The organism is Streptococcus cristatus ATCC 51100 (genome assembly GCF_011612585.1).
GTDB classification, from domain to species: Bacteria; Bacillota; Bacilli; order Lactobacillales; family Streptococcaceae; genus Streptococcus; species Streptococcus cristatus_H.
The window spans coordinates 1,521,357-1,546,254 of the sequence record NZ_CP050133.1 but is presented as its reverse complement, the minus strand read 5'-3'; the positions used below and the strand labels follow the sequence as shown (position 1 = coordinate 1,546,254).

General features: G+C 42.3%; 24 protein-coding genes and 5 pseudogenes. 21 read left to right on the top strand and 8 right to left on the bottom strand.

What is annotated here, in order from left to right; genetic code table 11:
* Positions 1-66 precede the first annotated feature (66 nt).
* Together HBA50_RS07745 and HBA50_RS07740 are read left to right on the top strand one after the other, a co-directional pair.
* A complete protein-coding gene (locus tag HBA50_RS07745; RefSeq protein ID WP_045498857.1) occupies positions 67-252 on the top strand; it encodes a transposon-encoded TnpW family protein in 186 nt (61 codons plus the stop codon).
* 199 nt (positions 253-451) lie between these two features.
* Complete coding sequence (locus tag HBA50_RS07740) at positions 452-790, top strand: inorganic diphosphatase (protein ID WP_045498860.1); 339 nt, start codon at positions 452-454, stop codon at positions 788-790.
* A gap of 227 nt (positions 791-1,017) precedes the next feature.
* Here HBA50_RS07740 and HBA50_RS10550 read toward each other — a convergent pair.
* A pseudogene (locus HBA50_RS10550) lies at positions 1,018-1,395 on the bottom strand (LPXTG cell wall anchor domain-containing protein); the annotation flags it as partial.
* Between the two features lie 227 nt (positions 1,396-1,622).
* Between HBA50_RS10550 and HBA50_RS07730 the strand changes: the two are divergent.
* The 5 genes from HBA50_RS07730 (at position 1,623) to HBA50_RS07705 (ending at position 5,740) form a co-directional block, all read left to right on the top strand.
* Positions 1,623-1,889, top strand: coding sequence for an ACT domain-containing protein (locus HBA50_RS07730; protein ID WP_005590918.1), 267 nt, complete (start codon positions 1,623-1,625; stop codon positions 1,887-1,889).
* Between the two features lie 11 nt (positions 1,890-1,900).
* Positions 1,901-3,238 carry a PFL family protein gene (locus tag HBA50_RS07725; protein WP_045498866.1) on the top strand — a complete coding sequence of 446 codons (1,338 nt, stop codon included), beginning with the start codon at positions 1,901-1,903 and terminating at the stop codon, positions 3,236-3,238.
* 264 nt (positions 3,239-3,502) lie between these two features.
* The gene (locus HBA50_RS07715; RefSeq protein WP_045498869.1) at positions 3,503-4,204 is read left to right on the top strand and encodes a histidine phosphatase family protein; all 702 of its coding nucleotides are present in this window, start codon (positions 3,503-3,505) and stop codon (positions 4,202-4,204) included.
* A gap of 109 nt (positions 4,205-4,313) precedes the next feature.
* The gene (locus HBA50_RS07710) at positions 4,314-5,003 is read left to right on the top strand and encodes a histidine phosphatase family protein (protein ID WP_045498873.1); all 690 of its coding nucleotides are present in this window, start codon (positions 4,314-4,316) and stop codon (positions 5,001-5,003) included.
* Positions 5,000-5,740, top strand: coding sequence for a D-alanyl-D-alanine carboxypeptidase family protein (locus HBA50_RS07705; RefSeq protein WP_045498876.1), 741 nt, complete (start codon positions 5,000-5,002; stop codon positions 5,738-5,740). The genes HBA50_RS07710 and HBA50_RS07705 overlap by 4 nt, the downstream gene beginning before the upstream one ends.
* Positions 5,741-5,810: 70 nt before the next feature.
* On the opposite strand, the gene gdhA is transcribed toward HBA50_RS07705, so the two are convergent.
* Complete coding sequence (gene gdhA / locus HBA50_RS07700) at positions 5,811-7,157, bottom strand: NADP-specific glutamate dehydrogenase (RefSeq protein WP_045498879.1); 1,347 nt, start codon at positions 7,155-7,157, stop codon at positions 5,811-5,813.
* Positions 7,158-7,381: 224 nt separating this feature from the next.
* Between gdhA and HBA50_RS07695 the strand changes: the two genes are divergently transcribed.
* A complete protein-coding gene (locus tag HBA50_RS07695) occupies positions 7,382-8,317 on the top strand; it encodes a dihydroorotate oxidase (RefSeq protein ID WP_045498882.1) in 936 nt (311 codons plus the stop codon).
* A gap of 269 nt (positions 8,318-8,586) precedes the next feature.
* Here the strand turns inward: HBA50_RS07695 and yidC are convergent, their stop codons facing one another.
* The gene (yidC, locus tag HBA50_RS07690; protein WP_045498885.1) at positions 8,587-9,507 is read right to left on the bottom strand and encodes a membrane protein insertase YidC; all 921 of its coding nucleotides are present in this window, start codon (positions 9,505-9,507) and stop codon (positions 8,587-8,589) included.
* An 82-nt stretch (positions 9,508-9,589) separates the two neighbouring features.
* A complete protein-coding gene (locus tag HBA50_RS07685; protein ID WP_045498888.1) occupies positions 9,590-9,868 on the bottom strand; it encodes an acylphosphatase in 279 nt (92 codons plus the stop codon).
* A gap of 141 nt (positions 9,869-10,009) precedes the next feature.
* On the opposite strand from HBA50_RS07685, the gene HBA50_RS07680 reads away from it, so the two are divergent.
* The 6 genes from HBA50_RS07680 (at position 10,010) to HBA50_RS07655 (ending at position 15,920) form a co-directional block, all read left to right on the top strand.
* The gene (locus tag HBA50_RS07680) at positions 10,010-10,750 is read left to right on the top strand and encodes a TrmH family RNA methyltransferase (protein ID WP_045498891.1); all 741 of its coding nucleotides are present in this window, start codon (positions 10,010-10,012) and stop codon (positions 10,748-10,750) included.
* A 44-nt stretch (positions 10,751-10,794) separates the two neighbouring features.
* On the top strand, positions 10,795-11,286 hold the full coding sequence (locus HBA50_RS07675; protein WP_045498894.1) for an HDIG domain-containing metalloprotein: 492 nt from the start codon (positions 10,795-10,797) through the stop codon (positions 11,284-11,286).
* A gap of 19 nt (positions 11,287-11,305) precedes the next feature.
* Complete coding sequence (locus HBA50_RS07670; RefSeq protein WP_045498897.1) at positions 11,306-11,989, top strand: Bax inhibitor-1/YccA family protein; 684 nt, start codon at positions 11,306-11,308, stop codon at positions 11,987-11,989.
* Between the two features lie 181 nt (positions 11,990-12,170).
* Entirely contained in the window at positions 12,171-13,634 is a 1,464-nt protein-coding gene (locus HBA50_RS07665; RefSeq protein ID WP_045498900.1) for a flotillin family protein, read from the top strand.
* 162 nt (positions 13,635-13,796) lie between these two features.
* Positions 13,797-15,221 carry an NADP-dependent phosphogluconate dehydrogenase gene (gene gnd / locus HBA50_RS07660; protein WP_045498904.1) on the top strand — a complete coding sequence of 475 codons (1,425 nt, stop codon included), beginning with the start codon at positions 13,797-13,799 and terminating at the stop codon, positions 15,219-15,221.
* Positions 15,222-15,230: 9 nt separating this feature from the next.
* Positions 15,231-15,920: a response regulator transcription factor gene (locus HBA50_RS07655; protein ID WP_045498907.1), complete on the top strand. Its 690-nt coding sequence runs from the start codon at positions 15,231-15,233 to the stop codon at positions 15,918-15,920.
* A gap of 96 nt (positions 15,921-16,016) precedes the next feature.
* Here HBA50_RS07655 and HBA50_RS07650 read toward each other — a convergent pair whose 3' ends face one another.
* Positions 16,017-16,499, bottom strand: coding sequence for an S-ribosylhomocysteine lyase (locus HBA50_RS07650; RefSeq protein ID WP_005590897.1), 483 nt, complete (start codon positions 16,497-16,499; stop codon positions 16,017-16,019).
* 277 nt (positions 16,500-16,776) lie between these two features.
* Here HBA50_RS07650 and HBA50_RS07645 point away from each other — a divergent pair, with 277 nt between their 5' ends.
* The 5 genes and pseudogenes from HBA50_RS07645 to HBA50_RS07625 all read left to right on the top strand — a co-directional run bounded on the left by HBA50_RS07645 (position 16,777) and on the right by HBA50_RS07625 (position 21,150).
* A complete protein-coding gene (locus tag HBA50_RS07645) occupies positions 16,777-18,390 on the top strand; it encodes a ribonuclease Y (protein WP_045498910.1) in 1,614 nt (537 codons plus the stop codon).
* Between the two features lie 106 nt (positions 18,391-18,496).
* A pseudogene (locus HBA50_RS07640) lies at positions 18,497-18,598 on the top strand (SAM-dependent methyltransferase); the annotation flags it as partial.
* Between the two features lie 239 nt (positions 18,599-18,837).
* The gene (locus tag HBA50_RS07635; protein ID WP_045498913.1) at positions 18,838-19,434 is read left to right on the top strand and encodes a TetR/AcrR family transcriptional regulator; all 597 of its coding nucleotides are present in this window, start codon (positions 18,838-18,840) and stop codon (positions 19,432-19,434) included.
* On the top strand, positions 19,434-20,387 hold the full coding sequence (locus HBA50_RS07630; RefSeq protein ID WP_045498916.1) for an ABC transporter ATP-binding protein: 954 nt from the start codon (positions 19,434-19,436) through the stop codon (positions 20,385-20,387). Before HBA50_RS07635 ends, HBA50_RS07630 begins: the two co-directional genes overlap by 1 nt.
* A complete protein-coding gene (locus HBA50_RS07625) occupies positions 20,374-21,150 on the top strand; it encodes an ABC transporter permease (RefSeq protein ID WP_045498919.1) in 777 nt (258 codons plus the stop codon). The genes HBA50_RS07630 and HBA50_RS07625 overlap by 14 nt, the downstream gene beginning before the upstream one ends.
* 276 nt (positions 21,151-21,426) lie before the next feature.
* On the opposite strand, the pseudogene HBA50_RS07620 reads toward HBA50_RS07625, so the two are convergent.
* Together HBA50_RS07620 and HBA50_RS07615 are read right to left on the bottom strand one after the other, a co-directional pair.
* Positions 21,427-21,632, bottom strand: a pseudogene (locus tag HBA50_RS07620) (beta-carotene 15,15'-monooxygenase); the annotation flags it as partial.
* Between the two features lie 50 nt (positions 21,633-21,682).
* On the bottom strand, positions 21,683-22,477 hold the full coding sequence (locus HBA50_RS07615) for an ABC transporter ATP-binding protein (RefSeq protein WP_045498922.1): 795 nt from the start codon (positions 22,475-22,477) through the stop codon (positions 21,683-21,685).
* 125 nt (positions 22,478-22,602) lie between these two features.
* Here HBA50_RS07615 and HBA50_RS07610 point away from each other — a divergent pair.
* Positions 22,603-22,818, top strand: a pseudogene (locus tag HBA50_RS07610) (AI-2E family transporter); the annotation flags it as partial.
* Between the two features lie 237 nt (positions 22,819-23,055).
* Positions 23,056-23,406: pseudogene (tnpA, locus tag HBA50_RS07605) on the top strand (IS200/IS605 family transposase).
* A gap of 48 nt (positions 23,407-23,454) precedes the next feature.
* On the opposite strand, the gene HBA50_RS07600 reads toward tnpA, so the two are convergent.
* The gene (locus HBA50_RS07600; RefSeq protein ID WP_045498930.1) at positions 23,455-24,894 is read right to left on the bottom strand and encodes a TrkH family potassium uptake protein; all 1,440 of its coding nucleotides are present in this window, start codon (positions 24,892-24,894) and stop codon (positions 23,455-23,457) included.
* Between the last annotated feature and the right edge of the window lie 4 nt (positions 24,895-24,898).

The window sequence follows — 24,898 nt, the reverse complement described above, 5'->3', positions numbered from 1 at the left end:
GGTAAGAGCGATTAGAAAATAAAAAATCTAATCGCTTTTTTTATTTCAACGAGGAAAGGAGAATTTATGGAAGAACTGAAAAACACAGATAAAAAAGGCATTAGAACAAAAAGAAAGATCGGAAAGACCACCTATGAGGTTGTTGTCCATTTCGATGAAAATGCAACTGAAACAATGCAAGATAAACTTACAAGAATAATGCTGAGGGAGCTTAGGAGAAAATCGAATGAAAAAAAAGATGATTTTGATTAAAAAGTCCTTGACAAGTGGCAACAGGAAAAACAGCGAAGTCTATTCTAATTTCATGTGGTGCAAGGCTTACATAATATAGGAAATATAAACGAATAATCAGGCTATAGATAGAAAATCTCGCTCCGGCGGGATTTTTCTTGTATAATGAAGCTAGAAAGTAGCTGATGGAGGTAAAGAAAGGGTGAAATACAAGGAAACAATGTTTAGTGCTGTCATTGATCGGCCGGTCGGTTTTAAAGATTCTTTTGGGAATGTCTATCTGATTAACTATGGCTATATCCCTGAGCTGATGGGTGGAGATGGCGAAGAGCAGGATGTGTATATTATTTCCCGTGACCAGCAGCAGCCTCTGGAAAATTTTACAGGAAAGTTGGTTGCTATCATCCATCGGCGTGATGATATAGAAGACAAGTGGATCTTGGCTCCTGCTAATGAGGAGATTGACAAAATTTTGATAGCGGAGCAGACTCAATTTATGGAGCAGTATTTTGATTCTTGGATTGAGATGGTGGAAGAGAGCAATGATTCAAGGCCCTAAAATCCATGATAAAGACCAGAAAACGGCTCTTGTGAGCGCTATTTTAACTGATTTAGGTTAATAATGAAAGTCTATATTCGATTTAGCTTTCCTCAATATCGGATCAAATTGCAAGATCATAAGTCACGGAAAAAATCGCATGGATGAATCTGAAATGATTTGTCCATGCGATTTTTATATTTAAGGAGCTATCATGAGCAAAGTTCTATCTAGCAGAATAGAAATGCTTACGCTTCTTTCTTTTTGAGCAAGATGAGACCACCGCTTGTAGCCAGAAGAATCGTTGCAACTGTAAAGAGAGCAGAGTTTTCCTTGCTTCCTGTTTCTGGCAGTTGGTCTTGCTGTGTTACGCTTACTAGTTGAGGTGTAGGTTTGTAGGTTGTTATGGTTGCTTGACCTGCTTGAGGTTTTTGGTTCAAAATTTCAACAATTTCGACACTTGGTTTATGAGTGACAGGCATATCTTTCAGCTCAGCCAATTGATCGCCAAAGACAGCGTTCGATACCCAACGGTAGAAGTGAATGGTATGCAGACGATTGGTTGGATTTCCAGCATAAACGAAGAGAGGATGTTCCTTGTAATTACCAGAAATAGCAACGATTTTAATATGTTCTTAAATTTAGTATAATAAATATTGAAATCGTTTACAAACGAAAACATAGATAAAAAACAAACTTCTAACAAAAGGAAGAGATATGTGTAATTTCTGAAGAGTATTTGAGTCTGATATTTAAACAGCCCGCAAGATTCGCAGTTTGGATTTCTGCAAATTCATGCAAAAACCAGGCATTTATGCTACAATATTAGCAATAAAGATGATTGGAGCAAACGATGAAAGCGATTATTACGGTTGTTGGAAAAGATAAGGCAGGGATTGTGGCTGGTGTAGCTAGTAAAATTGCCGAGCTGGGGCTCAATATTGACGATATTTCACAAACTGTTTTGGATGAATTTTTTACTATGATGGCTGTCGTTTCTAGCGATGAAAAGCAGGATTTTGCAGCGCTTCGTAGTGAATTTGAGGCCTTTGGTCAGACCCTCAATGTCAAAATCAATATTCAAAGCGCAGCCATTTTTGACGCGATGTACAATATCTAAGGAGAGGGCGCATGGATATTAGACAAGTTACAGAAACCATTGCCATGATTGAGGAGCAGAATTTTGATATTCGGACCATCACCATGGGCATTTCACTCTTAGATTGTATTGACTCAAATATTGAGAGGGCGGCGGATAAGGTTTACAAAAAAATCACGACCAAGGCTAAAGATTTAGTTTCAGTCGGGAATGAGATTGCAGCCGAGCTGGGGATTCCTATCGTCAACAAGCGGGTCTCAGTGACTCCAATTTCTCTGATTGGGGCAGCGACGGATGCTACGGACTATCTGCCTCTGGCTCATGCTCTGGATCGGGCAGCAAAAGAAATCGGTGTGGACTTTATCGGTGGCTTCTCCGCTTTGGTTCAAAAGGGCTATCAAAAAGGGGACGAAATCCTTATTAATTCCATTCCGCGGGCTTTGGCTGAGACAGATAAGGTCTGCTCCTCTGTCAATATCGGCTCAACCAAGACTGGCATCAATATGTCGGCAGTTGCGGATATGGGGCGGATTATCAAGGAAACGGCCCAGCTTTCTGACATGGGGGCCGCCAAGTTGGTCGTCTTTGGCAATGCGGTCGAAGACAATCCTTTCATGGCGGGCGCCTTTCATGGTGTCGGTGAAGCAGATGTGGTCATCAATGTCGGTGTTTCTGGGCCTGGTGTTGTAAAGCGGGCTTTGGAAAAGGTCCGTGGTGAAAGTTTTGATGTGGTGGCTGAAACGGTCAAGAAAACGGCCTTCAAAATCACCCGTATCGGCCAGTTGGTCGGTCAGATGGCCAGCGAGCGTCTGGGTGTCAAGTTCGGGATTGTTGACTTGAGTCTGGCGCCGACGCCAGCAGTCGGGGACTCAGTGGCCCGTGTCTTGGAAGAAATGGGCTTGGAAACAGTTGGCACTCATGGTACGACAGCGGCGCTTGCCCTGCTCAATGATCAAGTTAAAAAAGGCGGTGTTATGGCCTGCAATCAGGTTGGCGGACTGTCTGGTGCTTTCATTCCTGTTTCTGAAGATGAGGGCATGATTGCAGCTGTCCAAAATGGCTCGCTCAATCTAGAAAAGCTAGAAGCTATGACTGCTATCTGCTCGGTCGGTTTGGATATGATTGCCATCCCAGAGGCGACACCGGCTGAAACTATCGCAGCCATGATTGCGGATGAGGCAGCTATTGGTGTCATCAATCAGAAGACAACAGCTGTGCGGATTATTCCAAAGGGCAAGGAAGGCGATATGATCGAATTTGGTGGACTCTTGGGAACAGCGCCAGTTATGAAGGTCAATCAGGCTTCGTCAGCTGCCTTTATCGCACGTGGCGGTCAGATTCCTGCGCCGATTCACAGTTTTAAAAACTAAGTATATAGGGGGCTGGGACAAAAGTCCTAGCCTCTTAATTGTCTTTGGATTGTCGAGCAAGACGCAGTGGTTGAGTGGGCTCTACTACGCTGATTTCATCAGCTTTTACAGCCCTACTCAACTGTGCGGAGGTGGGATGACGAAATCGAATTCTAACGAATTACCAATTTCTGTCCCACTCTCTTTCCCTCTGCCTTGCTCAGTCAAGTGTGAGACAAATAAGCCACTCTTAGACGAGTGGCCTTGATTAAAAAGGAGATATTCATGGCAAAAACAAAATTATACGTCATCCGGCATGGTAAGACTATGTTTAATACCATTGGTCGGGCTCAAGGTTGGTCGGACACTCCCTTAACTGAAGAAGGCGAACGTGGTATCCGTGAGCTAGGGATTGGGCTAAGAGAGTCTGGCTTGGAATTTACCAAGGCTTTCTCGAGCGACTCTGGCCGAACCATTCAGACCATGGGGATTATCCTAGAAGAGCTGGATTTGGTAGGGAAGATTCCTTATAAGTTTGACAAGCGCATCCGAGAGTGGTGCTTCGGGAGCTTTGACGGGGCTTATGGTGGCGATCTTTTCCGTGGAGTGATTCCGAGGGTACGTGACACTGACAATTATAAAGAGCTGACTTTCCCAGAATTGGCAGACGGCTTGGTTGAAGTAGATACGGCCGGCTGGGCTGAGTCCTGGGAGCAACTCAGCGGACGGATTTTAGCTGGATTTACAGCTATTGCCCAAGAAGTGGAGGGTGCTGGTGGAGGCAATGCTTTGGTTGTCAGCCATAGTATGACCATCGGGACTTTTGCTTATCTGATTGATAAAGCCATTAGCAAAAATCCTGAGGTTGACAACGGCAGTGTGACAGTCGTCGAATATGGAAAAGGGCAATTTACGATTCAGATCTTGGGAGATGTGTCCTACCGTGAAGTTGGCGCTAAAATTTTAGATTCTGAAATAAACAGTTAAAAGAAAGCGTGGCAATAATTGAGCCTTATTGAGCTGTTTTCTCTCAATCTTAGAAACTGCTTTTTTTCAGAAACGTGATATAATGAGAGGAGAATAAGGGGGGAAGTGTATGGCAAAAACAAGATTATACCTCATCCGGCATGGCAAAACGATGTTTAATACAATCGGACGAGCTCAGGGCTGGAGTGATAGTCCATTGACGGCAGAAGGCGAACGTGGCATCCATGAATTAGGGATTGGTTTGCGAAAAGCGGGTATTGATTTTAAACTAGCTAGATCCAGTGATTCAGGTCGAACCATTCAGACCATGGGAATTATTCTGGAAGAGCTGGGCTTGACTGGAAAGATTCCTTATCGGTTTGACAAGCGCATTCGAGAGTGGTGTTTTGGCAGCTTTGATGGTGGCTATGATGGTGAGCTTTTTATGGGAGTTATGCCTAGGGTCTTTAATATCGACCATGTCCATCAACTCAGCTATGCCGAGCTGGCAGAAGGCTTAGTAGAAGTCGACACGGCTGGCTGGGCTGAGAATTGGGAAAAACTCAGCGGCCGAATTTGGCAAGGCTTCTCAGAGATTGCTGAGGAGCTGGAGGCTGCGGGCGGTGGCAATGCTTTGGTTGTTAGTCATGGCATGACCATCGGAACCTTTGTCTACCTGATTAATCGCATGCAACCTCATGGCCTAGGCAATGGTAGTGTGACCATCGTAGACTATGAAGATGGACAATTTTCAGTTGTTTCTATCGGTGATATGTCCTATCGTGAAGTTGGAGCGAAAGAGCTGGAGGACAAGTCTTGAGACGAGGTCGCCATGAAAGAAAGAGAAAACTCTCTCTGTTTCGACTAATAAATAGGCTCTTATTTCTAGGAATTGGGATCAGTTTGCTGTTTGCTCTATTGCGAGTGCAAGATATGGATGAAGACTTGCCAACTTTTATGAATCATGCTCTTAAAGCCCAGAGTTCTGACTTGCCCAAAGTGTCAGTTGATGATTGGGAGTTGACTTTAATCAATCGTAGCCATTTACAGGAAGAGTCTCATCCTAGGTTGACCCAAATCGATGATATTCAGGTAGATAGTCGGATTGCTGAAAATACTAGACAATTTTTGGCTGCAGCTCGGGCCATTGCGCCAGAGGAAACTTTGATTTCGGGCTATCGTAGCCGAGCGGAGCAGACAGAGCTCTATGAAGAAGCCCTAGCTCTGGCCGAAGAAGAAGGCTTGTCTCGGCAAGAAGCGGAGCAAGAAGTGCAAAAGCGGATCCAGCTGCCAGGTGCCAGTGAGCATCAGACAGGCTTGGCGATTGATATGAGCGAGCCAGAAGGTCAGGAAGATGGCGTGGCAAATAAGATTGCAGAAATTGCCCCTAAATACGGCTTTATTCTGCGCTATCCTGAAGGGAAAAGCGATATTACTGGTGTGAATTTTGAAAATTGGCACTATCGTTATGTTGGCGTAGAGTCGGCCCAATATATGCAAAAACATCAACTGGTCTTGGAGGAATATCTGACCCTTTTGAAAGAGTCAGCTCGGTAAATCGTTACAATCCATTGATAGACAAAAAATCAGCTGCTCAAATGAGCAAGCTGATTTTTAAATTTAGGGTTTAAACAATACCCTGTGCAATCATAGCGTTTGCTACGTTTTCGAAGGCAGCGATATTTGCTCCTGCAAGGTAGTCAGTACCAAGACCGTATGTTTCAGCAGTTGTTTTAGCTGTGTTAAAGATGTTTGTCATGATGTCTTTGAGACGGCCGTCAACTTCTTCACGAGTCCATGAGAGGCGAAGGCTGTTTTGGCTCATTTCAAGCGCCGATACAGCTACACCACCAGCGTTGGCAGCTTTGGCAGGTCCGTAAAGGATTCCGTTTTCTTTGTAGACTTTAATCGCATCAAGGTCACTAGGCATATTAGCACCTTCTGATACGCAGATAACTCCTTGAGCCACCAAACGTTTAGCTGCTTCGCCGTTGATTTCGTTTTGAGTCGCACATGGAAGAGCAATGTCGTAGTTCCCAGCGTAAGTCCATACAGAACCTTCATGGTAAGTAGCAGTTGCTTTTTCAGCAGCATACTCAGTCAAACGAGCACGACGTTTTTCTTTGACATCTGTAAGAAGGTCAAAGTCAATACCATTTTCATCGATGACATAACCATTTGAGTCAGATACAGAGATGACAGTAGCACCGAGTTCAGTAGCTTTTTGAAGAGCGTATTGAGCTACGTTACCAGAACCTGAAATCACCACTTTCTTACCAGCAAAACTGTTACTATTTGCTTTGAGCATTTCTTCAGTATAGTAAACCAAACCGTAACCAGTAGCTTCTGGACGAATCAGGCTACCACCAAATCCAAGAGGTTTACCAGTCAAGACTCCAGCATCAAATTGGTTCAGGCGTTTGTATTGACCGTAAAGGTAGCCGATTTCACGTCCACCAACACCGATATCACCAGCTGGGACGTCAAGTGATGGTCCGATGTATTTTTGCAATTCAGTCATGAAGCTTTGGCAGAAGCGCATCACTTCAGCATCAGTCTTCCCTTTAGGATCGAAGTCTGATCCCCCTTTACCTCCACCGATTGGAAGTCCAGTCAAGACGTTTTTAAAGATTTGTTCAAATCCGAGGAATTTCAAGATCCCTTGGTTTACAGTTGGGTGGAAACGAAGTCCGCCTTTATATGGTCCAACAGCTGAGTTGAATTGAACACGGTAACCACGGTTGACTTGCACTTTTCCATCACGGTCGACCCAAGGAACACGGAAAGAAATCACGCGCTCAGGCTCGGTGATACGTGCCAAGATGTTTTCTTCGATATACTCAGGGTGTTTTTCAAATACAGGTTCCAAAGTGCTGAAGAATTCTTCAACCGCCTGGAGAAATTCAGCCTCATGCCCGTTACGAGCTTTCACAGTTGCAAACACGCTTTGGATATATTCTTTAGCAGATGTCATATCGTTCTCCTTTTTGTTGTTATATTTTATTACATGAGCCATTATAGCAGAATTTTTTTAGGGTGTAAAGAAAAAAGTTGAATTTTCTGAAAATTTCCATAATATTTTTTTTGAAGATTCTAGGTGGAAATGCCGAACCTTTTGCTAGAAAATTAGGATAAATCCTTTATAGGAAGAATTTTAATGATATAATAGAGAAAATTAAGGAATAAGAGGTCAAAATAATGACGACAACCAAGACAAAAATTGCAGGTTTTGAATTTGACAACTGTCTGATGAATGCTGCAGGAGTGGCTTGTATGACAGTGGAAGAGTTAGAAGAAGTCAAAAACTCTGCTGCAGGAACCTTTGTGACCAAGACAGCGACGTTGGACTTTCGTCAGGGCAATCCAGAGCCTCGCTATCAGGATGTGCCATTGGGCTCTATCAACTCCATGGGCCTGCCCAATAATGGTTTAGATTATTATCTTGACTACTTGCTGGAGCTGCAAGAAAGCGAGCCAAATCGCACTTTTTTCCTTTCTTTGGTTGGTATGTCGCCAGAAGAAACCCACACCATTCTTAAGAAAGTGCAGGCAAGTGACTTTAAAGGGATTACTGAGCTCAATCTCTCCTGTCCAAATGTCCCTGGTAAGCCACAGATTGCTTATGATTTTGAAACGACGGAAAAGATCTTGTCAGAGGTTTTTGCTTATTTCACCAAGCCCCTAGGCATCAAGCTGCCGCCTTATTTTGATATCGTGCATTTTGACCAGGCTGCTGAGATTTTCAACAACTATCCGCTCAAGTTTGTCAATTGTGTAAACTCTATCGGAAACGGTCTTTATATAGAAGATGAGTCAGTGGTCATTCGTCCTAAAAATGGTTTTGGCGGTATTGGCGGCCAGTACATCAAGCCGACTGCTCTGGCTAATGTCCATGCCTTTTACCAACGCCTGAAACCAGAAATCCAAATCATTGGTACTGGTGGCGTCCTGACAGGGCGCGATGCTTTTGAGCATATCCTCTGTGGAGCCAGTATGGTGCAGGTAGGAACAACCCTTCATAAAGAAGGAGTGGCAGCCTTCGAGCGCATTACCGCAGAACTCAAGGAGATTATGGCAGAAAAAGGCTATGAAAGCTTGGAAGATTTCCGTGGAAAGTTGAAGTATATTGATTAAAAGTTTAAGAAAGAGAGAGTGGGACAGAAATCGTTAATTCGTTAGAATTCGATTTCGTCGTCCCACCTCCGCACAGTTGAGTAGGGCTGTAAAAGCTGATGAAATCAGCGTAGTAGAGCCCACTCAACCACTGCGTCTTGCTCGACAATCCAAATACAAAAGAGAGGCTAGGACTTTTGTCCCAGCCTCTCTTTTAGTATTATTAGGGCGAGTAGAAAAAAATCCCTCCAAGATTAGATAGGAAATCTTGGAGGGACATGGATAATTATTTATCTAGAACGTTGTTTACCAGCGTTGCGATTCTTCTTCTTTTTATTTCCATGAGTGATTGCTTGGCTCGCTTTTGGTGTCACATCTTTGATGCGGCCTGCATTGCTCATGGCTTTAGGAGGATTCTTTTTGTATTCTTCTGCTACTTGCTTTCTGATCCGCGGACGCATTAAGTAGTTAATGATGAATTGTTGAATAATTTGAACGAAACCACCGACTACCCAGTAGAGCGTCACAGCTGCTGGTGACATGAAAGAGAAGACTACGATCATAATCGGGCTCATGTAAGTTGCACTCTTCATCTGCGCTTTTTGGGTTTCATCTTCGATACCATGTAGGGAGAGAAGTGACTGGATGTAGTAGAGTACACCGACAATGAGTGTCAAGGCTAGACTAGGTTTCCCTAGATTGATACCAAGGAATGTACTGCTAGCTACGCCGTTTGTGTATTGGGCAGCGAAGAAGAGGGCAGAGAAGAAAGGCATTTGAATGAGTAGTGGGAGGCAGCCGATACCGCCAAACATACTCAGACCATTTTCTCTTTGGGCAGCCATAAGTTCTTGCTGCGCTTCTAGTTTTTCTTCTTGAGTTTCGGCATTATTGATCCGTTCTTGGATAGGGGCAAAGATGGGCTTGAAGTAGTTCATCTTTTCTGACTGAAGAGTAGCCTTCCAAGACTGATAGATTCCCAGTGGGAAAATAATCAGCCGCACGATGAGTGTAACGATAATAATCGCTAGACCATAACCGAGACCTGAATTCTTAGCAAAGAACTGGATGCTATCTGCCATAGGCCGACCAAGCACGTCCCAAATAATACCAGAAGGATTACCGGCCTTGTCTCGTCCGACACACCCTGTCAATAATAGTAGGAGGGACAAGCTCATTCCAGAGAATAAAATACGTTTAAATGTTTTCACGAGTTCATTTCCTTTGTTTCTAAAAAAATAATACCTATCTATTCTACTGTTTTTTAAGGAAATATACAATAGTTCTCCAGACCTAATTTGCAATTTTAAAGTCAGTATAGGAATCAAAATTGGCCATGGTGACATCTAAATAGCTGACTCTTGAAAAAGGAGTTGGTCCCTTGCGGATTTCTTGAATGAACTTGGCCATGAGGGCAGAGCTTTCAGCTTGAGCCAAAATTTCGACTGTACCGTCGTCATTATTCCAGACACGACCGGTAATCCCGCCAATCTGCAAAGCAAGGGAGTAAACGCCCCAACGAAAGCCGACGCCTTGGACTCGTCCTTGCGCAATCATTCTTACTTTTTGCATCGTTACCTCCTTTTGTAGCGGTTTGAAACTCGCTTCTCAGCCCATAGCGTAGCGAGCAGTTGCTTGCTGGAGACAATATTTTCTCTGAAGCTAAGTCTAGAGGATGAGTTCAAAACCGCTAGATTGTGTTATAATGTATTTATGAATATTATAACCTCAAAAGCCAATAATGTGGTAAAAAAAGCTAAAAAGCTGCATCAAAAAAAATATCGTAGCGAGTCGTATTTGATTGAGGGCTGGCATCTTTTTGAGGAGGCTCTGGCCAGTCAGGCACGGATTCTGCGAATTTTTGCCTTGGCAGAGTACGAAGAGCGCTTGGCAGCATTTTCCCAGACGATTTTTGTCAGTCCAGAGATTCTCAGTGATTTGGCAGATAGCAAGACCCCTCAGGGAATCGTTGCAGAATTAGCCTTTGAGGAGCAAACGATTCCAGAAAAGTTGGAAGGTGCCTATCTCTTTTTAGAAGATGTGCAGGATCCTGGCAATGTCGGAACCATCATCCGAACAGCGGATGCGGCGGGTTATCAAGGAGTTTTCATCTCTAGTCACTCCGCTGACATTTACAATCTCAAAACCTTGCGTTCTATGCAGGGGAGCCACTTTCATCTGCCCATTTATCGCGTGAGCAGAGAGGATATGCTGGCCCTAGCTCGTCAAAGTGACCTGCAAATTCTGGCTTCGACCTTATCAGAAGATTCTGTGGATTATCAAAAGGTCGAAAAACATGAGGATTTCCTTCTAGTCATGGGTAATGAAGGGCAAGGAATCAGCCAAGAAATAACGGATGCGGCTGATGTTCTGGTTCACATTTCCATGAAGGGGCAGGCTGAAAGTCTTAACGTTGCTGTGGCAGCTGGCATTCTGATGTTTGCTTTAAGCTAGCTTTTAGAAATCTCTCTATAATAAAACTAAATGGAGGTGATGATATGCCTTACAGAGAAGATGATGAATTTATGGCTTATGTGGGGCATTTGATTGAGAAGCCTAGCGTCCAACGCTTAAAAGGAATTACGCATCATATTCATTCCAATCGGCTTGAACATTCAATCAATGTCAGTTTTACTAGTTATAAAATTGCTAAAAAATTTGGCTGGAACGCCCGCAGTACGGCACGAGGTGCTCTTCTGCATGATCTATTTTATTATGACTGGCGCGAAACCAAGTTTAAAAAGAGTCATGCTTGGGTACATCCCCGCCTAGCAGTCCGAAATGCCCGCAAGATTACCAAGCTCAATCGAGTTGAGGAAGATATTATCATCAAGCACATGTGGGGAGCGACCTTAGCACCACCCCGCTACAAGGAGTCCTTCGTTGTGACCATGGTGGACAAGTATTGGGCGATCAAAGAAGCGACGGCACCTTGGCGAAAAAAGCTAAGTGGGCGTAAAAAGTATCATCGAAAGATGATGAAAAGTTAAAATGTAAAAAGGAGGCATTATGAACAATACAATTATTCAAGAAAACAGTGGACTTTCTAGTTTTTATTCTAAGGTCTACGGATTTGTTGGGATGGGAATTGCCATCTCTGCTCTGGTTTCAGGCTTAATGCTGACGACCTTCCAGACAGCTCTAGTTGAGATTTTGCTCCATTATAGCTGGATTTACTATGGAGCTATCTTTATTGAGCTGGCCTTGGTTTGGTCAGCTTCCAGCAGAGGACTTCGTAATAGTCCAGCTGCTCTTCCTCTCTTTTTGAGCTACTCAGCCCTAAACGGATTTACCATGAGTTTCATTGTGGCCATGTACACAGGAGGCGTGGTCTTCAAAGCATTTGCAGTTAGTGCGGCTGTTTTCCTTGTCATGGCAGCCATGGGCGTCATCATTAAAAAAGATTTATCTGGCATGGGCCGAGCTATGATTGCAGGTTTGATTGGGATTGTGATCGCAAGTTTTGTCAATATTTTCCTCGGTAGCGACATGATAGACTATATTGTCAGCTACGTCAGCGTCGTCATTTTCGCAGGGTTGATTGCTTGGGACAATCAAAAAATTCGCTACGTTTATGAGCAAACGGGTGGACAGGCAGGTCTTGGCTGGGCTATTTCTCTAGCTTTGAGCCTCTACCTTGACTTTATCAACCTCTTCCTCAGCATCCTTCGCATCTTTGGAAGAAATGACTAATAAAAGATGGATAGTTTCCTCAATGAATGGGGGCTATCTTTTTTTGTTTGAGGGGGAATTTTGGAAGTTGGATAGGAGTAGCAGTAAAAGTTTTGCAAACTGTTAATTTTTTGATATACTAACTAAAAATATATTTGGGCAATGCATTCGTCTATTGCTCTGGAAAAGAAAGGAAGTTTCTATGGATATGTTATTTATCCCAGGCTGGTTGATTTTTGCAATCGTTGCAGCCATTGTGCTTATTATTCTTTTGGCTAAGGGCTATGTCAATGCTAAGCCAAATGAAGTAGTCGTTATTACTGGTCTGCGTAAGCAGCGTCATTTAAGAGGTAAGGCTGGCTTCATGATTCCTTTTGTAGAGCAGCGCTCTTATCTGGATATTGAGCAGTTTTCTACAGACGTCCGTACTTCTGAGTCTGTGCCAACGCTTGATTTTATCAACGTTCGTGCCGATGCAGCTGTTAAGCTGAAGATTGGTACTACGGATGAAATGATTGAGCGTGCGGCAGAAAACTTCCTTAATTGGAACACAACAGATATTTCCAACTCTGTCCAAGATGTTCTCGAAGGGAACCTTCGTGAGGTAATCGGACAGATGGAACTGCGCAAGATGGTCAATGACCGTCAGGAATTTGCCTCTAAAGTGCAAGATAACGTGGCGCCAGATTTGGCTAAGATGGGTCTGGAAGTCATTGCCTTTACCGTTCAATCCTTCTCTGACGAAGGTGGCGTGATTGACAATCTCGGTATCGAAAATGTCGAAACGATCAAGAAAGACGCTTTGATTGCCAAGGCGAAGGCTGAACGTGAGCGTAAGGAAGTTGAAGCTGAGCAGGACAAGTTGGCTAACGACAAGCGCGTGGCTGCTGACTTGGAAATTGCTCAAAAGCAAAATGAACTCAAACTGAAACAAGCAGCCCTTAAGCAGGAAGCAGATATCGCACAAGCTAAAGCTGACGCGGCTAAAGGGATTGAGGCTGAAATCCAGCGTCGTGAACAAGAACGTGTGGCAGCAGAAGCCAACATCATGAAGCAGGAAAAGGAAGCGGAAGTCAAAGAACGGGAAGTTAAGGTCCGTGAGCAGGAATTGGATGCCAATATCCGCAAGCAAGCCGAAGCTGAAAAATATGCCCGTCAACAGGCTGCTGAAGCGCAATTGATTGAACGTCAGCGTCAGGCCGAAGCGGAACTCTTTGAAACACAAAAAGAAGCCGAAGCCCGCAAGGCTCAAGCCGAGGCTGAGAAATTTGCGCAACTGCAAGAAGCAGAAGCTATTGAAGCCAAAGGACGTGCAGAAGCGGAAGCCATTCGTCTTAAACTAGAAGCGGAAGCCCAAGGTTTGGACAAGAAAGCCGAAGCCATGAAGAAGATGCAGGAAGCTGCGATTACGGAGATGATTGTCGATAAACTGCCAGAAATCGCTCGTGCGGTAGCAGAGCCATTGACCAAGGTAGACAAGATTACTATGTATGGTGAAGGCAACGCTTCTAAAATGGTCGGCGACATCATGCAGAGCATTGACCAAGTTTCCCAAGGAGCAGGCTTTGACATTCGTCAACTGTTAGCTGGAGCACTTGGTGTCAATATGACTGTCAACAAGCTCAAACAAGATGAACAAGCGATCATCGAAGTTGATGAGAAATAAATCCAAATGTATCTATGATATCCAAACAGCTGGGAGTTGCAACTTCTGGCTGTTTGCGTATCCTCCCACAGAAAAGCATTTCTATCAGCTAAATACTTTTCATTACCATGTAAAAATGTTAAAATATAACAGATTAAACAACTAAGTCTATAGGAGTAGAAAATGACAAAAGCTAATTTTGGTGTCGTAGGTATGGCCGTAATGGGTCGTAACCTTGCCCTAAATATCGAATCTCGTGGTTATACAGTTGCCATTTACAACCGTAGTAAAGAAAAAACAGAAGACGTAATCGCTTGCCATCCTGAAAAGAAATTTGTTCCAAGCTACGATGTAGAGTCTTTCGTTCAATCCATTGAAAAACCTCGCCGTATCATGCTCATGGTTCAAGCTGGACCTGGTACAGACGCAACTATCCAAGCCCTTCTTCCACACCTTGACAAGGGCGATATCTTGATCGACGGCGGAAACACTTTCTATAAAGATACAATCCGTCGTAATGAAGAATTGGCAAACTCAGGCATTAACTTTATCGGAACTGGTGTTTCTGGTGGTGAAAAAGGTGCCCTTGAAGGTCCTTCTATCATGCCTGGTGGACAAAAAGAAGCCTACGAATTGGTTGCTGATGTTCTCGAAGAAATCTCAGCTAAAGCACCTGAAGATGGTAAACCATGTGTGACTTACATCGGTCCTGACGGAGCTGGTCACTATGTGAAAATGGTCCACAACGGTATCGAGTATGGTGATATGCAATTGATTGCAGAAAGCTATGACCTCATGCAACACTTGCTTGGTCTTTCTGCAGAAGACATGGCTGAAATCTTCACTGAGTGGAATAAAGGCGAGCTTGATAGCTACTTGATCGAAATCACAGCTGATATCTTGAGCCGTAAAGACGATGAAGGGCAAGATGGACCAATCGTAGACTACATCCTTGATGCTGCAGGTAACAAGGGAACTGGTAAATGGACCAGCCAATCATCACTTGACCTTGGTGTGCCATTGTCACTGATCACTGAGTCCGTATTTGCCCGTTATATCTCTACTTACAAAGAAGAGCGTGTACATGCTAGCAAGGTGCTTCCAAAACCAGCTGCCTTCAAGTTTGAAGGAGACAAGGCTGAGTTGATCGAAAAGATTCGTCAAGCCCTTTACTTCTCAAAAATCATTTCATACGCACAAGGTTTTGCCCAATTACGTGTGGCTTCTAAAGAAAACAACTGGAACTTGCCATTTGCGGATATCGCATCTATCTGGCGTGATGGCTGTATCATCCGTTCTCGTTTCTTGCAAAAGATCACAGATGCCTACAACCGTGATGCAGACCTTGCAAACCTTCTCTTGGATGAGTACTTCTTGGATGTTACTGCTAAATACCAACAAGCAGTGCGTGATATCGTAGCTCTTGCTGTTCAAGCTGGTGTACCAGTACCAACCTTCTCAGCAGCTATTACTTACTTTGATAGCTATCGTTCAGCAGACCTTCCTGCTAACTTGATCCAAGCACAACGTGACTACTTTGGTGCCCACACTTACCAACGTAAAGACAAAGAAGGAACCTTCCACTACTCTTGGTATGACGAAAAATAGGATAGGCCTATGGCAAAGCGAATTTTATTAGTAGAAAATGAAAAGAATCTTGCACGATTTGTGACTTTGGAACTGCAAAAGGAAGCATTTCTTTTGGATGTAATTGAGACAGGAAGTCAAGGTTTGGCACTAGCTAGAGAAAATGACTATGATCTATTTTTGCTTAATTATGACCTGCAGGATATGACTGCTAGTGAGTTTGCTAGGCAACTGAGTTTATTCAAGCCGGCCTCAGTCATTATCGTCTTAGCCAGCCGTGAAGAGATCAAAGAACATGCAGATGAGATTCAGCGCTTTGCTGTTTCCTATACCGTCAAACCTTTTATTATCAGCGATTTGGTTGAGAAAGTATCCGATATCTTTCGAGGTCGGGACTTTATTGACCAGCATTGTAGCAAGCTAAAAACACCGACTGCTTACCGCAATCTACGAGTTGATTTGAAAAATCATATCGTCTATCGTGGAGAGGAAGTGATTGCCTTGACACGACGAGAATATGATCTATTAGTGACGCTGATGAGTAGTCCAAAAGTCATGAGTCGCGAGCAACTTCTAGAACGTGTCTGGAAGTATGAAGGTGCCACTGAAACTAATGTAGTAGATGTCTATATTCGCTACCTACGTAGTAAGATTGATGTTGCTGGACAGACCAGCTATATCAAAACTGTCCGTGGTATCGGCTATGCTATGCAGGAATAATAAGAACAAACCCGCCCTCTGTTTCCAGAAGGGCGGGTTGATTTTTTTCATTTTTAGCGCAAATAATAAAATTCTAGAAGATTAAAATCCCTCTGCTTAGAGGACATGGCGCTCGAAAGCATTGTCAGAGATTCCTTGGCTGAGAATGAGTTTCGCCCATTCTTTGGCAGAAAAAAGGCTGTGATCCTTGTAATTGCCACAGGATTCGATAGTAGTACCAGGGACATCTTCCCAAGTAGTCGTTTCAGCGATTTCTTCTAAGCAAGATTTGATGACTTGAGCAATTTCGGTTGCTGAGTGCTGTCCCCACATAATCATATGGAAGCCTGTGCGGCAACCAAAAGGTGAGCAGTCAATCATACCGTCAATTCGCTTGCGAATAAGCATAGCCAGCAAATGCTCGATGGTATGCAGGCCAGCCGTCGGAATAGAGTCTTCATTTGGCTGCACCAAACGAATATCAAAGTTAGAGATAATATCTCCCTTGGGACCAGTTTCCTCGCCAATGAGGCGAACATAGGGTGCTTTTACGATTGTATGGTCAAGCTCAAAACTTTCAACGATAACTTCTTTAGACATGATTTCTCCTTTAAAATTTTAAAATTGGAACCTGAAAATGAGATCAGGTTTCAAAAGCGACATTTCAAACACTTCCTTTTGATTATAGCATAAAAAAATAAGAGTTAGGAAATAAAAAAATTTTATATATTAAATTCTTTGATTTAGCGCCTTTTCGCCCAATAATAGGCAAAAAACGGCCTTCTTTTTCAAAAAATTGATTTGTGAATTTCTACTATTTATGATAGAATAAAAAGGAATTTTGAATTCAATAATTAAATAGATTTGGAGTAAAAACATGGGCTTATATACGATAGCTGCTTTTGTTTTTGCTGCCATCATTGGTTTAGTGATTGGGTATGTAGGAATCGCGGTTAAGATGAAAGCATCTAAAGAAGCTGCGGAACTTACTCTTTTAAATGCTGAACAAGAAGCAACCAATTTACGCGGTCAGGCAGAACGCGAAGCGGATTTGATTGTCAAAGAAGCGATGCGCGAAACCAGTTCGCTTAAAAAAGAAGCACTTTTGGAGGCAAAAGAAGAAGCCAGAAAATATCGTGAAGAGGTTGATGCAGAATTTAAGTCTGAGCGTCAAGAGTTAAAACAAATTGAAAGCCGCTTGACAGAGCGCGCAAGTAGTCTTGACCGCAAAGATGATAATTTAACCAACAAGGAAAAGACTTTGGAGCACAAAGAACAAAGTCTTACTGATAAAGCTAAACACATTGATGCGCGTGAAGCACAAGTAGCTGAGCTAGAGCAGCAAAAAGAAGCTGAGCTTGAGCGGGTAGCATCCCTGACTCAGACGGAAGCGCGTGAGATTATCTTGACCAAGACCGAGGACAAGCTGTCCAAGGAAATTGCAACTCGTATTCGGGAAGCAGAGCAGGATATCAAAGAGCGTTCGGACAAGGTGGCCAAGGATATCTTGGTTCAAGCTATGCAGCGGATTGCTGGTGACTATGTGGCTGAACAGACCAATTCAACGGTTCATCTTCCTGATGACAGCATGAAGGGACGGATTATCGGACGTGAAGGTCGCAATATTCGAACCTTTGAAAGCTTGACAGGGATTGATGTTATCATTGATGATACGCCTGAAGTGGTTACTCTTTCAGGTTTCGATCCAGTTCGCCGTGAGATTGCTCGGATGACTATGGAAGCTCTTCTTAAGGATGGTCGGATCCATCCGGCTCGTATTGAGGAATTGGTCGAAAAGAATCGCTTAGAGATTGACAATCGTATTCGAGAGTATGGTGAAGCCGCAGCTTATGAAATTGGAGCACCAAACTTGCATCCTGATTTGATGAAGATTATGGGTCGCTTGCAGTTCCGTACTTCTTACGGGCAAAATGTTCTCCGTCACTCGATTGAGGTTGCCAAATTGGCTGGAGTTATCGCTGGAGAATTGGGTGAAAATGCGAACTTGGCTCGCCGTGCTGGTTTCCTCCATGATATTGGTAAGGCTATCGACCGAGAAGTAGAAGGCAGCCACGTGGAAATCGGAACAGAGTTGGCTCGCAAGTATAAGGAACATCCAGTTGTTATCAATACCATTGCTAGCCACCACGGAGATGTGGAACCTGAGAGCGTCATTGCAGTCATCGTTGCAGCAGCGGATGCCTTGAGCGCAGCTCGTCCGGGAGCTCGTAGTGAGTCGCTGGAAAGCTATATCAAGCGATTGCAAGATTTGGAAGAAATTGCAAATAGCTTTGAAGGGGTTAAGACAAGCTTTGCCCTTCAGGCAGGTCGTGAAATCCGAATTATGGTTAGTCCAGAGAAAATCAAGGATGACAAGATTACAATCTTGGCACATGATGTGCGTGAAAAGATTGAAAACACCTTGGAATATCCAGGAAATATTAAGGTCACAGTCATTCGCGAAATGCGAGCAGTTGATTATGCTAAATAAAAAGGTTGAGACAATATCTCGACCTTTTTGTTTGTTTTAAATGAAGTAGTAAACTGCCAGTGCTTGGCAGAAGCTGTTTGAACAATGCTCAGCTAATCTTGGTTACCTGCCTCAGCAGGACTTCACTGTTGCTCTCTACAAGACCATCAATCAGATTAACAACCCGCCTTTCTTGATCATGATTGAGAAATTGAGAGAAGGAACTTGAGATACAATAAGGATACAGAGAGAAAAGCCAGATAATAGGAGCTTTCAGTACTGTATCCTTATTTTTAAAATCGTGAAAATCAAATAAATAGCTCTAAAAGAAGAGAATTAAGGTGTATGTAAATTTAAAATCTTATATTTTCTTACATAGAAGATATAAGGCTTTTGACATTTTTCAGTTTATATGATAATCTATGACTAAAAAATCAAAAAACGTCATAGCGTTTTTAGGAGGAAGTTATGGCTACTGCTTTTACTACTGAAGAAAAAGAAGTAATTAGAAAGAAATTACATAAAGTTGCAAAGGAATGCCTTCAAAGATATGGGGTTAAGAAAACAACAGTTGACCAAATGGCGGCCTTGGCTGATATTTCCAAAGGCTCTTTTTATAATTTTTATTCTTCAAAGGAAATATTATTTTTTACAGTCTTAGAAGAATATCAAATAGATGTTATGAATCGCCTGACAGAACAATTAGGTATGGAAACAACGATAGATACAAATCGTCTGGTACAGTTACTTTATGATTTTTATCAAGATTTTCGCTATTCATTTATGTATACCATATTTAAAAATCATGAAATGGAATTACTCATAAGAAGATTGCCAAAAGAGGTGGTAACAAATCATCATCTGATAGATGATAGGATGGTTAAAAAAATTGTATCCCGAATCAACATTAGAGAAAATATATCGGTAGAAATCGTCTCTGCTTTATTTAGAACGATTGCTATGACTATATTACACATTGAGGAAATAGGTGAAAAACAATTTGATACTACATTGAAGTTAGTCATACAAGGAGTTGTGGAACAAATTACTAAGGAGGATAGGTAATGGTGCAAGAAGCAATTAGAACCGTAAACCTTTCTAAAAGATATGGAACAAAAAATGTTGTCAACAACTTGAATCTATCGATAAAACCTGGTGAAATAGTAGGTTTTTTAGGACTAAATGGTGCAGGGAAAACAACGACGATGAGAATGATGCTAGGATTGATAAAATCTACATCAGGAGAATGTTATATTCAAGAAAAAAAGTTAGATCTGAATAATTTAGAACTTCGAAACGAAATAGGTTATATTATTGAGACGCCTTATTCTTATCCAGACTTAACTGTGAGAGAAAATTTAGAAATCGTTAGTAAATTAAGAGGGGTTAATAAAGATAATATTGACTGGGTAATTGAAAAATTAAAACTAAAGCAATATGAACATAAACAGGAGAAGCATCTTTCTTTAGGAAATGTTGCGCGTTTAGGAATTGCAAAAGCGATTATTCATAAACCTAAAATTCTAATTCTTGATGAGCCAACAAATGGATTAGACCCTTTTGGAGTTATTGAAGTGAGAGAACTATTAAAGGAATTGGCGAATAATCTGGGTACAACTGTTCTTATTTCAAGTCATAATCTGGAAGAAATATCTAAAATTGCTACTAGAATAGTCATTATACATGAGGGCAGACTTATAAGAGAAGTTGAAAGCAATGAATTAGAACAGTACTTAGAAAAGAGGTTACTAGTAACTGGATCTAATAATAAGGCCATGAAAGAAGTATTATCTAACCATGGCTATCAGGTAAACATTCGATCAGACACAGAAAATAATATCAATTTTTTAGAACTAATTGATACAAAATCTGTGGAATGCCCGGAAGATGTTGCTACATTGCTAGTCCATGCAGGTTATCCACCTAAAACACTGATTGTTGAAAAAGAAGATTTAGAGCATTATTTCTTAAGAATACTGAATGACTATAATGGAGGTGTTTCGAATGAAAAAGCTTAGTTCCTGTATTTTAATTGAATGGAGAAAGTTAATAAAATCAAAACTTTCCATCGTAACTGCTTGTTCTATCTGTTTAGTTCCTTTTATTGTTGGGTTGTTTGCAACTATGATGAAATATCCAGAGAATTTCAAAAATCTTGGTTTGATTTCTGCAAAAATGGAAATGATGAGGATAACAGACTGGTCGTCGTACTTAATGACCGTATCACAAGTCATTTCTGTTGGGGGATTGCTCATTTTTGGATTTACAGCATCTTGGATTTTTGGTAGAGAATATTCTGATAAAACGATGATAGACCTATTAGCACTCCCGATAAGAAGGGATACAATCGTATTATCCAAGTTTATCGTTGTCGCTCTATGGAGCTATATTCTATCAATTTTTGCACTTTTATTGGGATTATTAGCTGGCAATCTGATTGGACTTGAGGGTGGGAGCTTAGCGGTGATTTTCAAAGGTATACTTACTTTTGTTTTGTGCACTACTCTTACGATTGTACTATCTACTCCAGTGGCTTTTTTTGCTTGTTTAGGCCGGGGATATTTGTCACCATTGGCATTTATTATTTTTACTATTATTTTTTCTCAGCTTGGTTCTGCTCTTAACTTTGGGAAATACATTCCATGGGCGATTCCTGCACTCGCAAGTGGTATTGCAGGAAAAGCACTATTGAATTTTGGGAGCATTGTCAGTTTATTTGGGGTCAGTATTCTAGGTCTTATCGCAACAATAGCTTGGTGGAGGTACGCTGATTACGATTAAAATGAAGTGATGAAAATGCTAATAACACAAAACTAAGCTATTCAAAACAACCCCTCCTGTTCAGATTGAAGAACAAGAGGGGTTATATTATGATAATTGAGAGTTTTGGGCGAGAGGAGACTATGTGAGTATCGTTGGTCTAAATGAAAAGATAGTTTCTAATATATATGCGATTGGGAAAAAATGACCTTGTCTTTGATAAGTTAAGAGTTAAAGTGTTCTCAGATGGTAGTTTTAGCACAAGGTAAAATCCCGTTGTCATAGTATTAGTCAGGTGAGGGACAAAATCCAAAAAAGATGCTTGGTCTGAACTTTTCCAACAGGGGCTGGATTAAAAAGAGGCTGAGGAGAGAGAACAGGAGGATAGGGTAGAAATACCAAGGATTACTGACGAATTGGGACTCCTCAGCAATCCTTAAAGGGATATAAGTATGGGACAGCAGAATCTGCCCAGACAGGAAAAGCAAGACAATCGCAGTCATGGTCAGAATCAGAACCTAGCCCAGTTTGAAGATGACGTTAGAAAATTACTTCATAAGGGCCTGTTCTCCATCCTGATGAAATAACGGTCTTCTCCCAGATCGATCAGCTCGACTGGCTGAGGATAGAAGCGATCCATGACCTCTTTGTGAAAAATGTCCTCTTTGGGACCTTGGGCAATAATCTCTCCTTCTTTCAGGAGCAGGACATGATCCATAGCAGCAGTGATTTCCTCTACATGGTGGGTGACATAGAGAATGGTTGGGGCCTGCTCCATCTGCGTAATCTTACCAATCTGATCCAGCAGGTTCTCGCGGGCAAAGATATCCAGACCGCTGGTCGCTTCATCTAAGATAAGCAATTCTGGCTTTTCCATGAGACTGCGCGCAATCAGCAAGAGCTGCTTTTCTCCTTGAGACAGACTGATGTAGCTCCGGCCAATCAAATCTTGCCCGCCAATGGAAGCCAGCATTTCCCTAGCTTGGTCCAGTTCTTCTTGTCCGTAAGGAGCATAGAGAATACTGCTTTTATACTTTCCTGTCAGGACGATTTCTTCAGCAGTGAGATGGCTGGGCAGGCGCTCAGCAATGAAGGAGCCAACTACTCCAATCTTAGTTCGCAGCTGAGGAATGTCTCCAGCACCAAATTCCGTACCGAGAACCGTCACCTTGCCTTCGGTCTTCCAATGTTCAGCCATGAGCAAGCGCAGGAGAGTGGACTTTCCTGAGCCGTTGAGACCGAGAATGGCCCAATGCTCCCCCTTTTTCACCTGCCAGTTGAGATCTTTTAAGATGGTTCGGCCTTGCTTAGTCAAGCTTACATTTTCCAGTTTGATAATTTTTTCCATTTTTACTCTCTCTTTCGTTAAAACTCCTTTATTATAACAAAATTTAGGATAAAATAACCGATAGGAGGAGTCAGATGTTTTATAAAAGTCAGCTGATGTAGGTCCTTTTGCTAACAATAATCTTCCTTTATCCCCGTATTATTGACGGTGTGATGAAGATCCATCCTATTACCATCATGGTGCTCTTGCTCTTATCCAGCAATATCCATGGCGTGCTGGGGATGATTGTGGCAATCCCGACCTATTCTATCCTCAAGGAAATCGCCAAGTTCTTGGCCAATCGCTATGACAATCACAAGGAAGCCCAGCAGCAGAAGAACGAAGAGCTTGGAATCGATTGATTCTAGAGTCTCGATACCAGAAAATAAGACGGAAGAAGGGCCTTCCGTCTTATTTCATTATGTCTTCAAGTCAGTTTTTCTCGTAGAGAAAAACAAGAAAACTACCACAGCTAAGCTAGTGGCTGCCAAGGCTTTGAGCTTTCATTTCTTTTTCCTGGTAGAATCTACTTGTTCAGGTAAGACAAAGGAGGAAAAGAATTGGCTAAAATCAGTTACAGTTTATCACATACCAAATGGATGCGCAAATATCCTATCATCTTTACCCCCAAGTATCGTAGAAAAATCATTCACTACAAAATAAGACGAGATCTCATTGAGAATTTTCGTCATCTATGTCAATACAAAAGTGTGGAAATTATTGAGGGACAGATGTGCCAGATCATGTTCATATACTTGTCTTGATCCCTCCAAAACTTTCGAGTTTTGATTTCACGGGATATTTGATAAATATGTAAGTACCGTTTGCCTAAACGGAAAGGCAGCTGTCAAATATATTCGGGATTGGGAAAAAATAACATTGTCCTTGAAAAGTTAAGTGTCAAAGCGTACGAGGATCCGTTCTCAGATGGTAGTTTTAGAACAAGATAAAAGCCCGTTTTTACGGGCATTAGTTAAGTAACAATAGCTATTTTCCTGCTATCTATTAGACCAGGTTCTTGGTAGGAATAGAAGCAGGATAGGATAGATTTCTAAACGTCCTGCAATCATGGCAAGAGAGAGTAGGAATTTAGAAAATGGGCTATAGATAGAGAAGGTCTCGGTGGTTCCAATCATTGGTCCGATATTATTGAAACAGCTGATGACAGCACTGGTAACAGTCATTAGATTGTTATTGTCCAGACTGATGATGAAAATCAAAGCTGCGATAATCAAAATATAAACAGCTAAATATTTGAGAACCTTGTGTTGGGTATCTTTATCCAAAACAGCACCGTTGATATGCATGGTTAGAACGCGGTTTGGCGAAAGTGTGGAAAGGATTTGGTTTTTAGCGATGCGACCGATGATAATGGCACGAATCACTTTGAAACCGCCAGCGGTGGAGCCAGCAGAACCTCCTAGACACATGAGCAGCAGCAGAATGACTTGTGAGAAGAGGGGCCACTGTACGGTATCTCCATAGCCGAATCCTGTCGTAGTAATGATGTTGGAAACTTGGAAAAATGAAATTTCTAAGCTTTTAGCAAATTCCCCGTAAACATGGAGAACATTGAAGCTAATCAAAATAGTGGCAGTGAGGACAATCCAGAGATAGCCTTTCAACTCCTCGTCATGAAAACAGGCTTTAAATCTTCGAATCAAGAGATAATAGTAGAGATTGAAGTTCACCCCAAAGGTCAGAACGCCAAAGCTGACAAGGTAGGTGATTAGAGAACTGTTGTAGTGGGCGATTCCGTCGTTAAAGACAGTGAAGCCTCCTGTACCAGCCGTTCCCATTGCGATGACGATACTATCAAAGAGTGGCATGCCAGCAAGGAAATAAAGAAAAGTAAAAAGGGCAAAGAGCGCTAGATAGATAATATAAAGAATCTGGGCGGTGTTTCTTAATTTCGACACAACCTTACCAAAGACTGGTCCAGGAACTTCTGCTTTCATGACCTCTAAGTGGCCATTTTTAGCATTGTCCATGATAGCTAAGGCAAAGACCAGCACCCCCATTCCTCCAATCAAGTGGGTAAAACTACGCCAAAAGAGGAGGGAGTGGGAAAGGACAGATACATCATTTAAAATCGTAGCACCAGTAGTGGTAAAGCCAGAGCTAACTTCAAAGAAAGCATCAATTAGATTAGGAATCTGGCCAGAAAAGACAAAAGGCAGAGCGCCAAAGAAGGACCAGAGAATCCAGCAAAGGGCAACAATCAGTACCCCTTCCTTGGTGTAAATGTGGGCATCCTTAGGCTTAAAGGCTGAACCTAATCCACCCAAAATCACTAAAATAATCATTGTCGCGCCGATCGAAAGGAAGACTTCAAGATCTTCACGGTAGATCAGGGCAACGATTGTTGGAACCAACAAGAGAGCCGCTTCGATGAGCAGGAGTTTAGAGAGGAGAAAGCGAATCATAGGTCTATTCATGGGG

Excerpts from the sequence above, each read along its gene's own strand:
- HBA50_RS07745 (WP_045498857.1), top strand. The coding sequence starts at position 67 with ATGGAAGAACTGAAAAACACAGATAAAAAAGGCATTAGAACAAAAAGA.
- HBA50_RS07740 (WP_045498860.1), top strand. The coding sequence starts at position 452 with ATGTTTAGTGCTGTCATTGATCGGCCGGTCGGTTTTAAAGATTCTTTT.
- HBA50_RS07730 (WP_005590918.1), top strand. The coding sequence starts at position 1,623 with ATGAAAGCGATTATTACGGTTGTTGGAAAAGATAAGGCAGGGATTGTG.
- HBA50_RS07725 (WP_045498866.1), top strand. The coding sequence starts at position 1,901 with ATGGATATTAGACAAGTTACAGAAACCATTGCCATGATTGAGGAGCAG.
- HBA50_RS07715 (WP_045498869.1), top strand. The coding sequence starts at position 3,503 with ATGGCAAAAACAAAATTATACGTCATCCGGCATGGTAAGACTATGTTT.
- HBA50_RS07710 (WP_045498873.1), top strand. The coding sequence starts at position 4,314 with ATGGCAAAAACAAGATTATACCTCATCCGGCATGGCAAAACGATGTTT.
- gdhA (WP_045498879.1), bottom strand. The coding sequence starts at position 7,157 with ATGACATCTGCTAAAGAATATATCCAAAGCGTGTTTGCAACTGTGAAA.
- HBA50_RS07695 (WP_045498882.1), top strand. The coding sequence starts at position 7,382 with ATGACGACAACCAAGACAAAAATTGCAGGTTTTGAATTTGACAACTGT.
- HBA50_RS07685 (WP_045498888.1), bottom strand. The coding sequence starts at position 9,868 with ATGCAAAAAGTAAGAATGATTGCGCAAGGACGAGTCCAAGGCGTCGGC.
- HBA50_RS07680 (WP_045498891.1), top strand. The coding sequence starts at position 10,010 with ATGAATATTATAACCTCAAAAGCCAATAATGTGGTAAAAAAAGCTAAA.
- HBA50_RS07675 (WP_045498894.1), top strand. The coding sequence starts at position 10,795 with ATGCCTTACAGAGAAGATGATGAATTTATGGCTTATGTGGGGCATTTG.
- HBA50_RS07670 (WP_045498897.1), top strand. The coding sequence starts at position 11,306 with ATGAACAATACAATTATTCAAGAAAACAGTGGACTTTCTAGTTTTTAT.
- HBA50_RS07665 (WP_045498900.1), top strand. The coding sequence starts at position 12,171 with ATGGATATGTTATTTATCCCAGGCTGGTTGATTTTTGCAATCGTTGCA.
- gnd (WP_045498904.1), top strand. The coding sequence starts at position 13,797 with ATGACAAAAGCTAATTTTGGTGTCGTAGGTATGGCCGTAATGGGTCGT.
- HBA50_RS07655 (WP_045498907.1), top strand. The coding sequence starts at position 15,231 with ATGGCAAAGCGAATTTTATTAGTAGAAAATGAAAAGAATCTTGCACGA.
- HBA50_RS07650 (WP_005590897.1), bottom strand. The coding sequence starts at position 16,499 with ATGTCTAAAGAAGTTATCGTTGAAAGTTTTGAGCTTGACCATACAATC.
- HBA50_RS07645 (WP_045498910.1), top strand. The coding sequence starts at position 16,777 with ATGGGCTTATATACGATAGCTGCTTTTGTTTTTGCTGCCATCATTGGT.
- HBA50_RS07635 (WP_045498913.1), top strand. The coding sequence starts at position 18,838 with ATGGCTACTGCTTTTACTACTGAAGAAAAAGAAGTAATTAGAAAGAAA.
- HBA50_RS07630 (WP_045498916.1), top strand. The coding sequence starts at position 19,434 with ATGGTGCAAGAAGCAATTAGAACCGTAAACCTTTCTAAAAGATATGGA.
- HBA50_RS07625 (WP_045498919.1), top strand. The coding sequence starts at position 20,374 with ATGAAAAAGCTTAGTTCCTGTATTTTAATTGAATGGAGAAAGTTAATA.
- HBA50_RS07615 (WP_045498922.1), bottom strand. The coding sequence starts at position 22,477 with ATGGAAAAAATTATCAAACTGGAAAATGTAAGCTTGACTAAGCAAGGC.
- HBA50_RS07600 (WP_045498930.1), bottom strand. The coding sequence starts at position 24,894 with ATGAATAGACCTATGATTCGCTTTCTCCTCTCTAAACTCCTGCTCATC.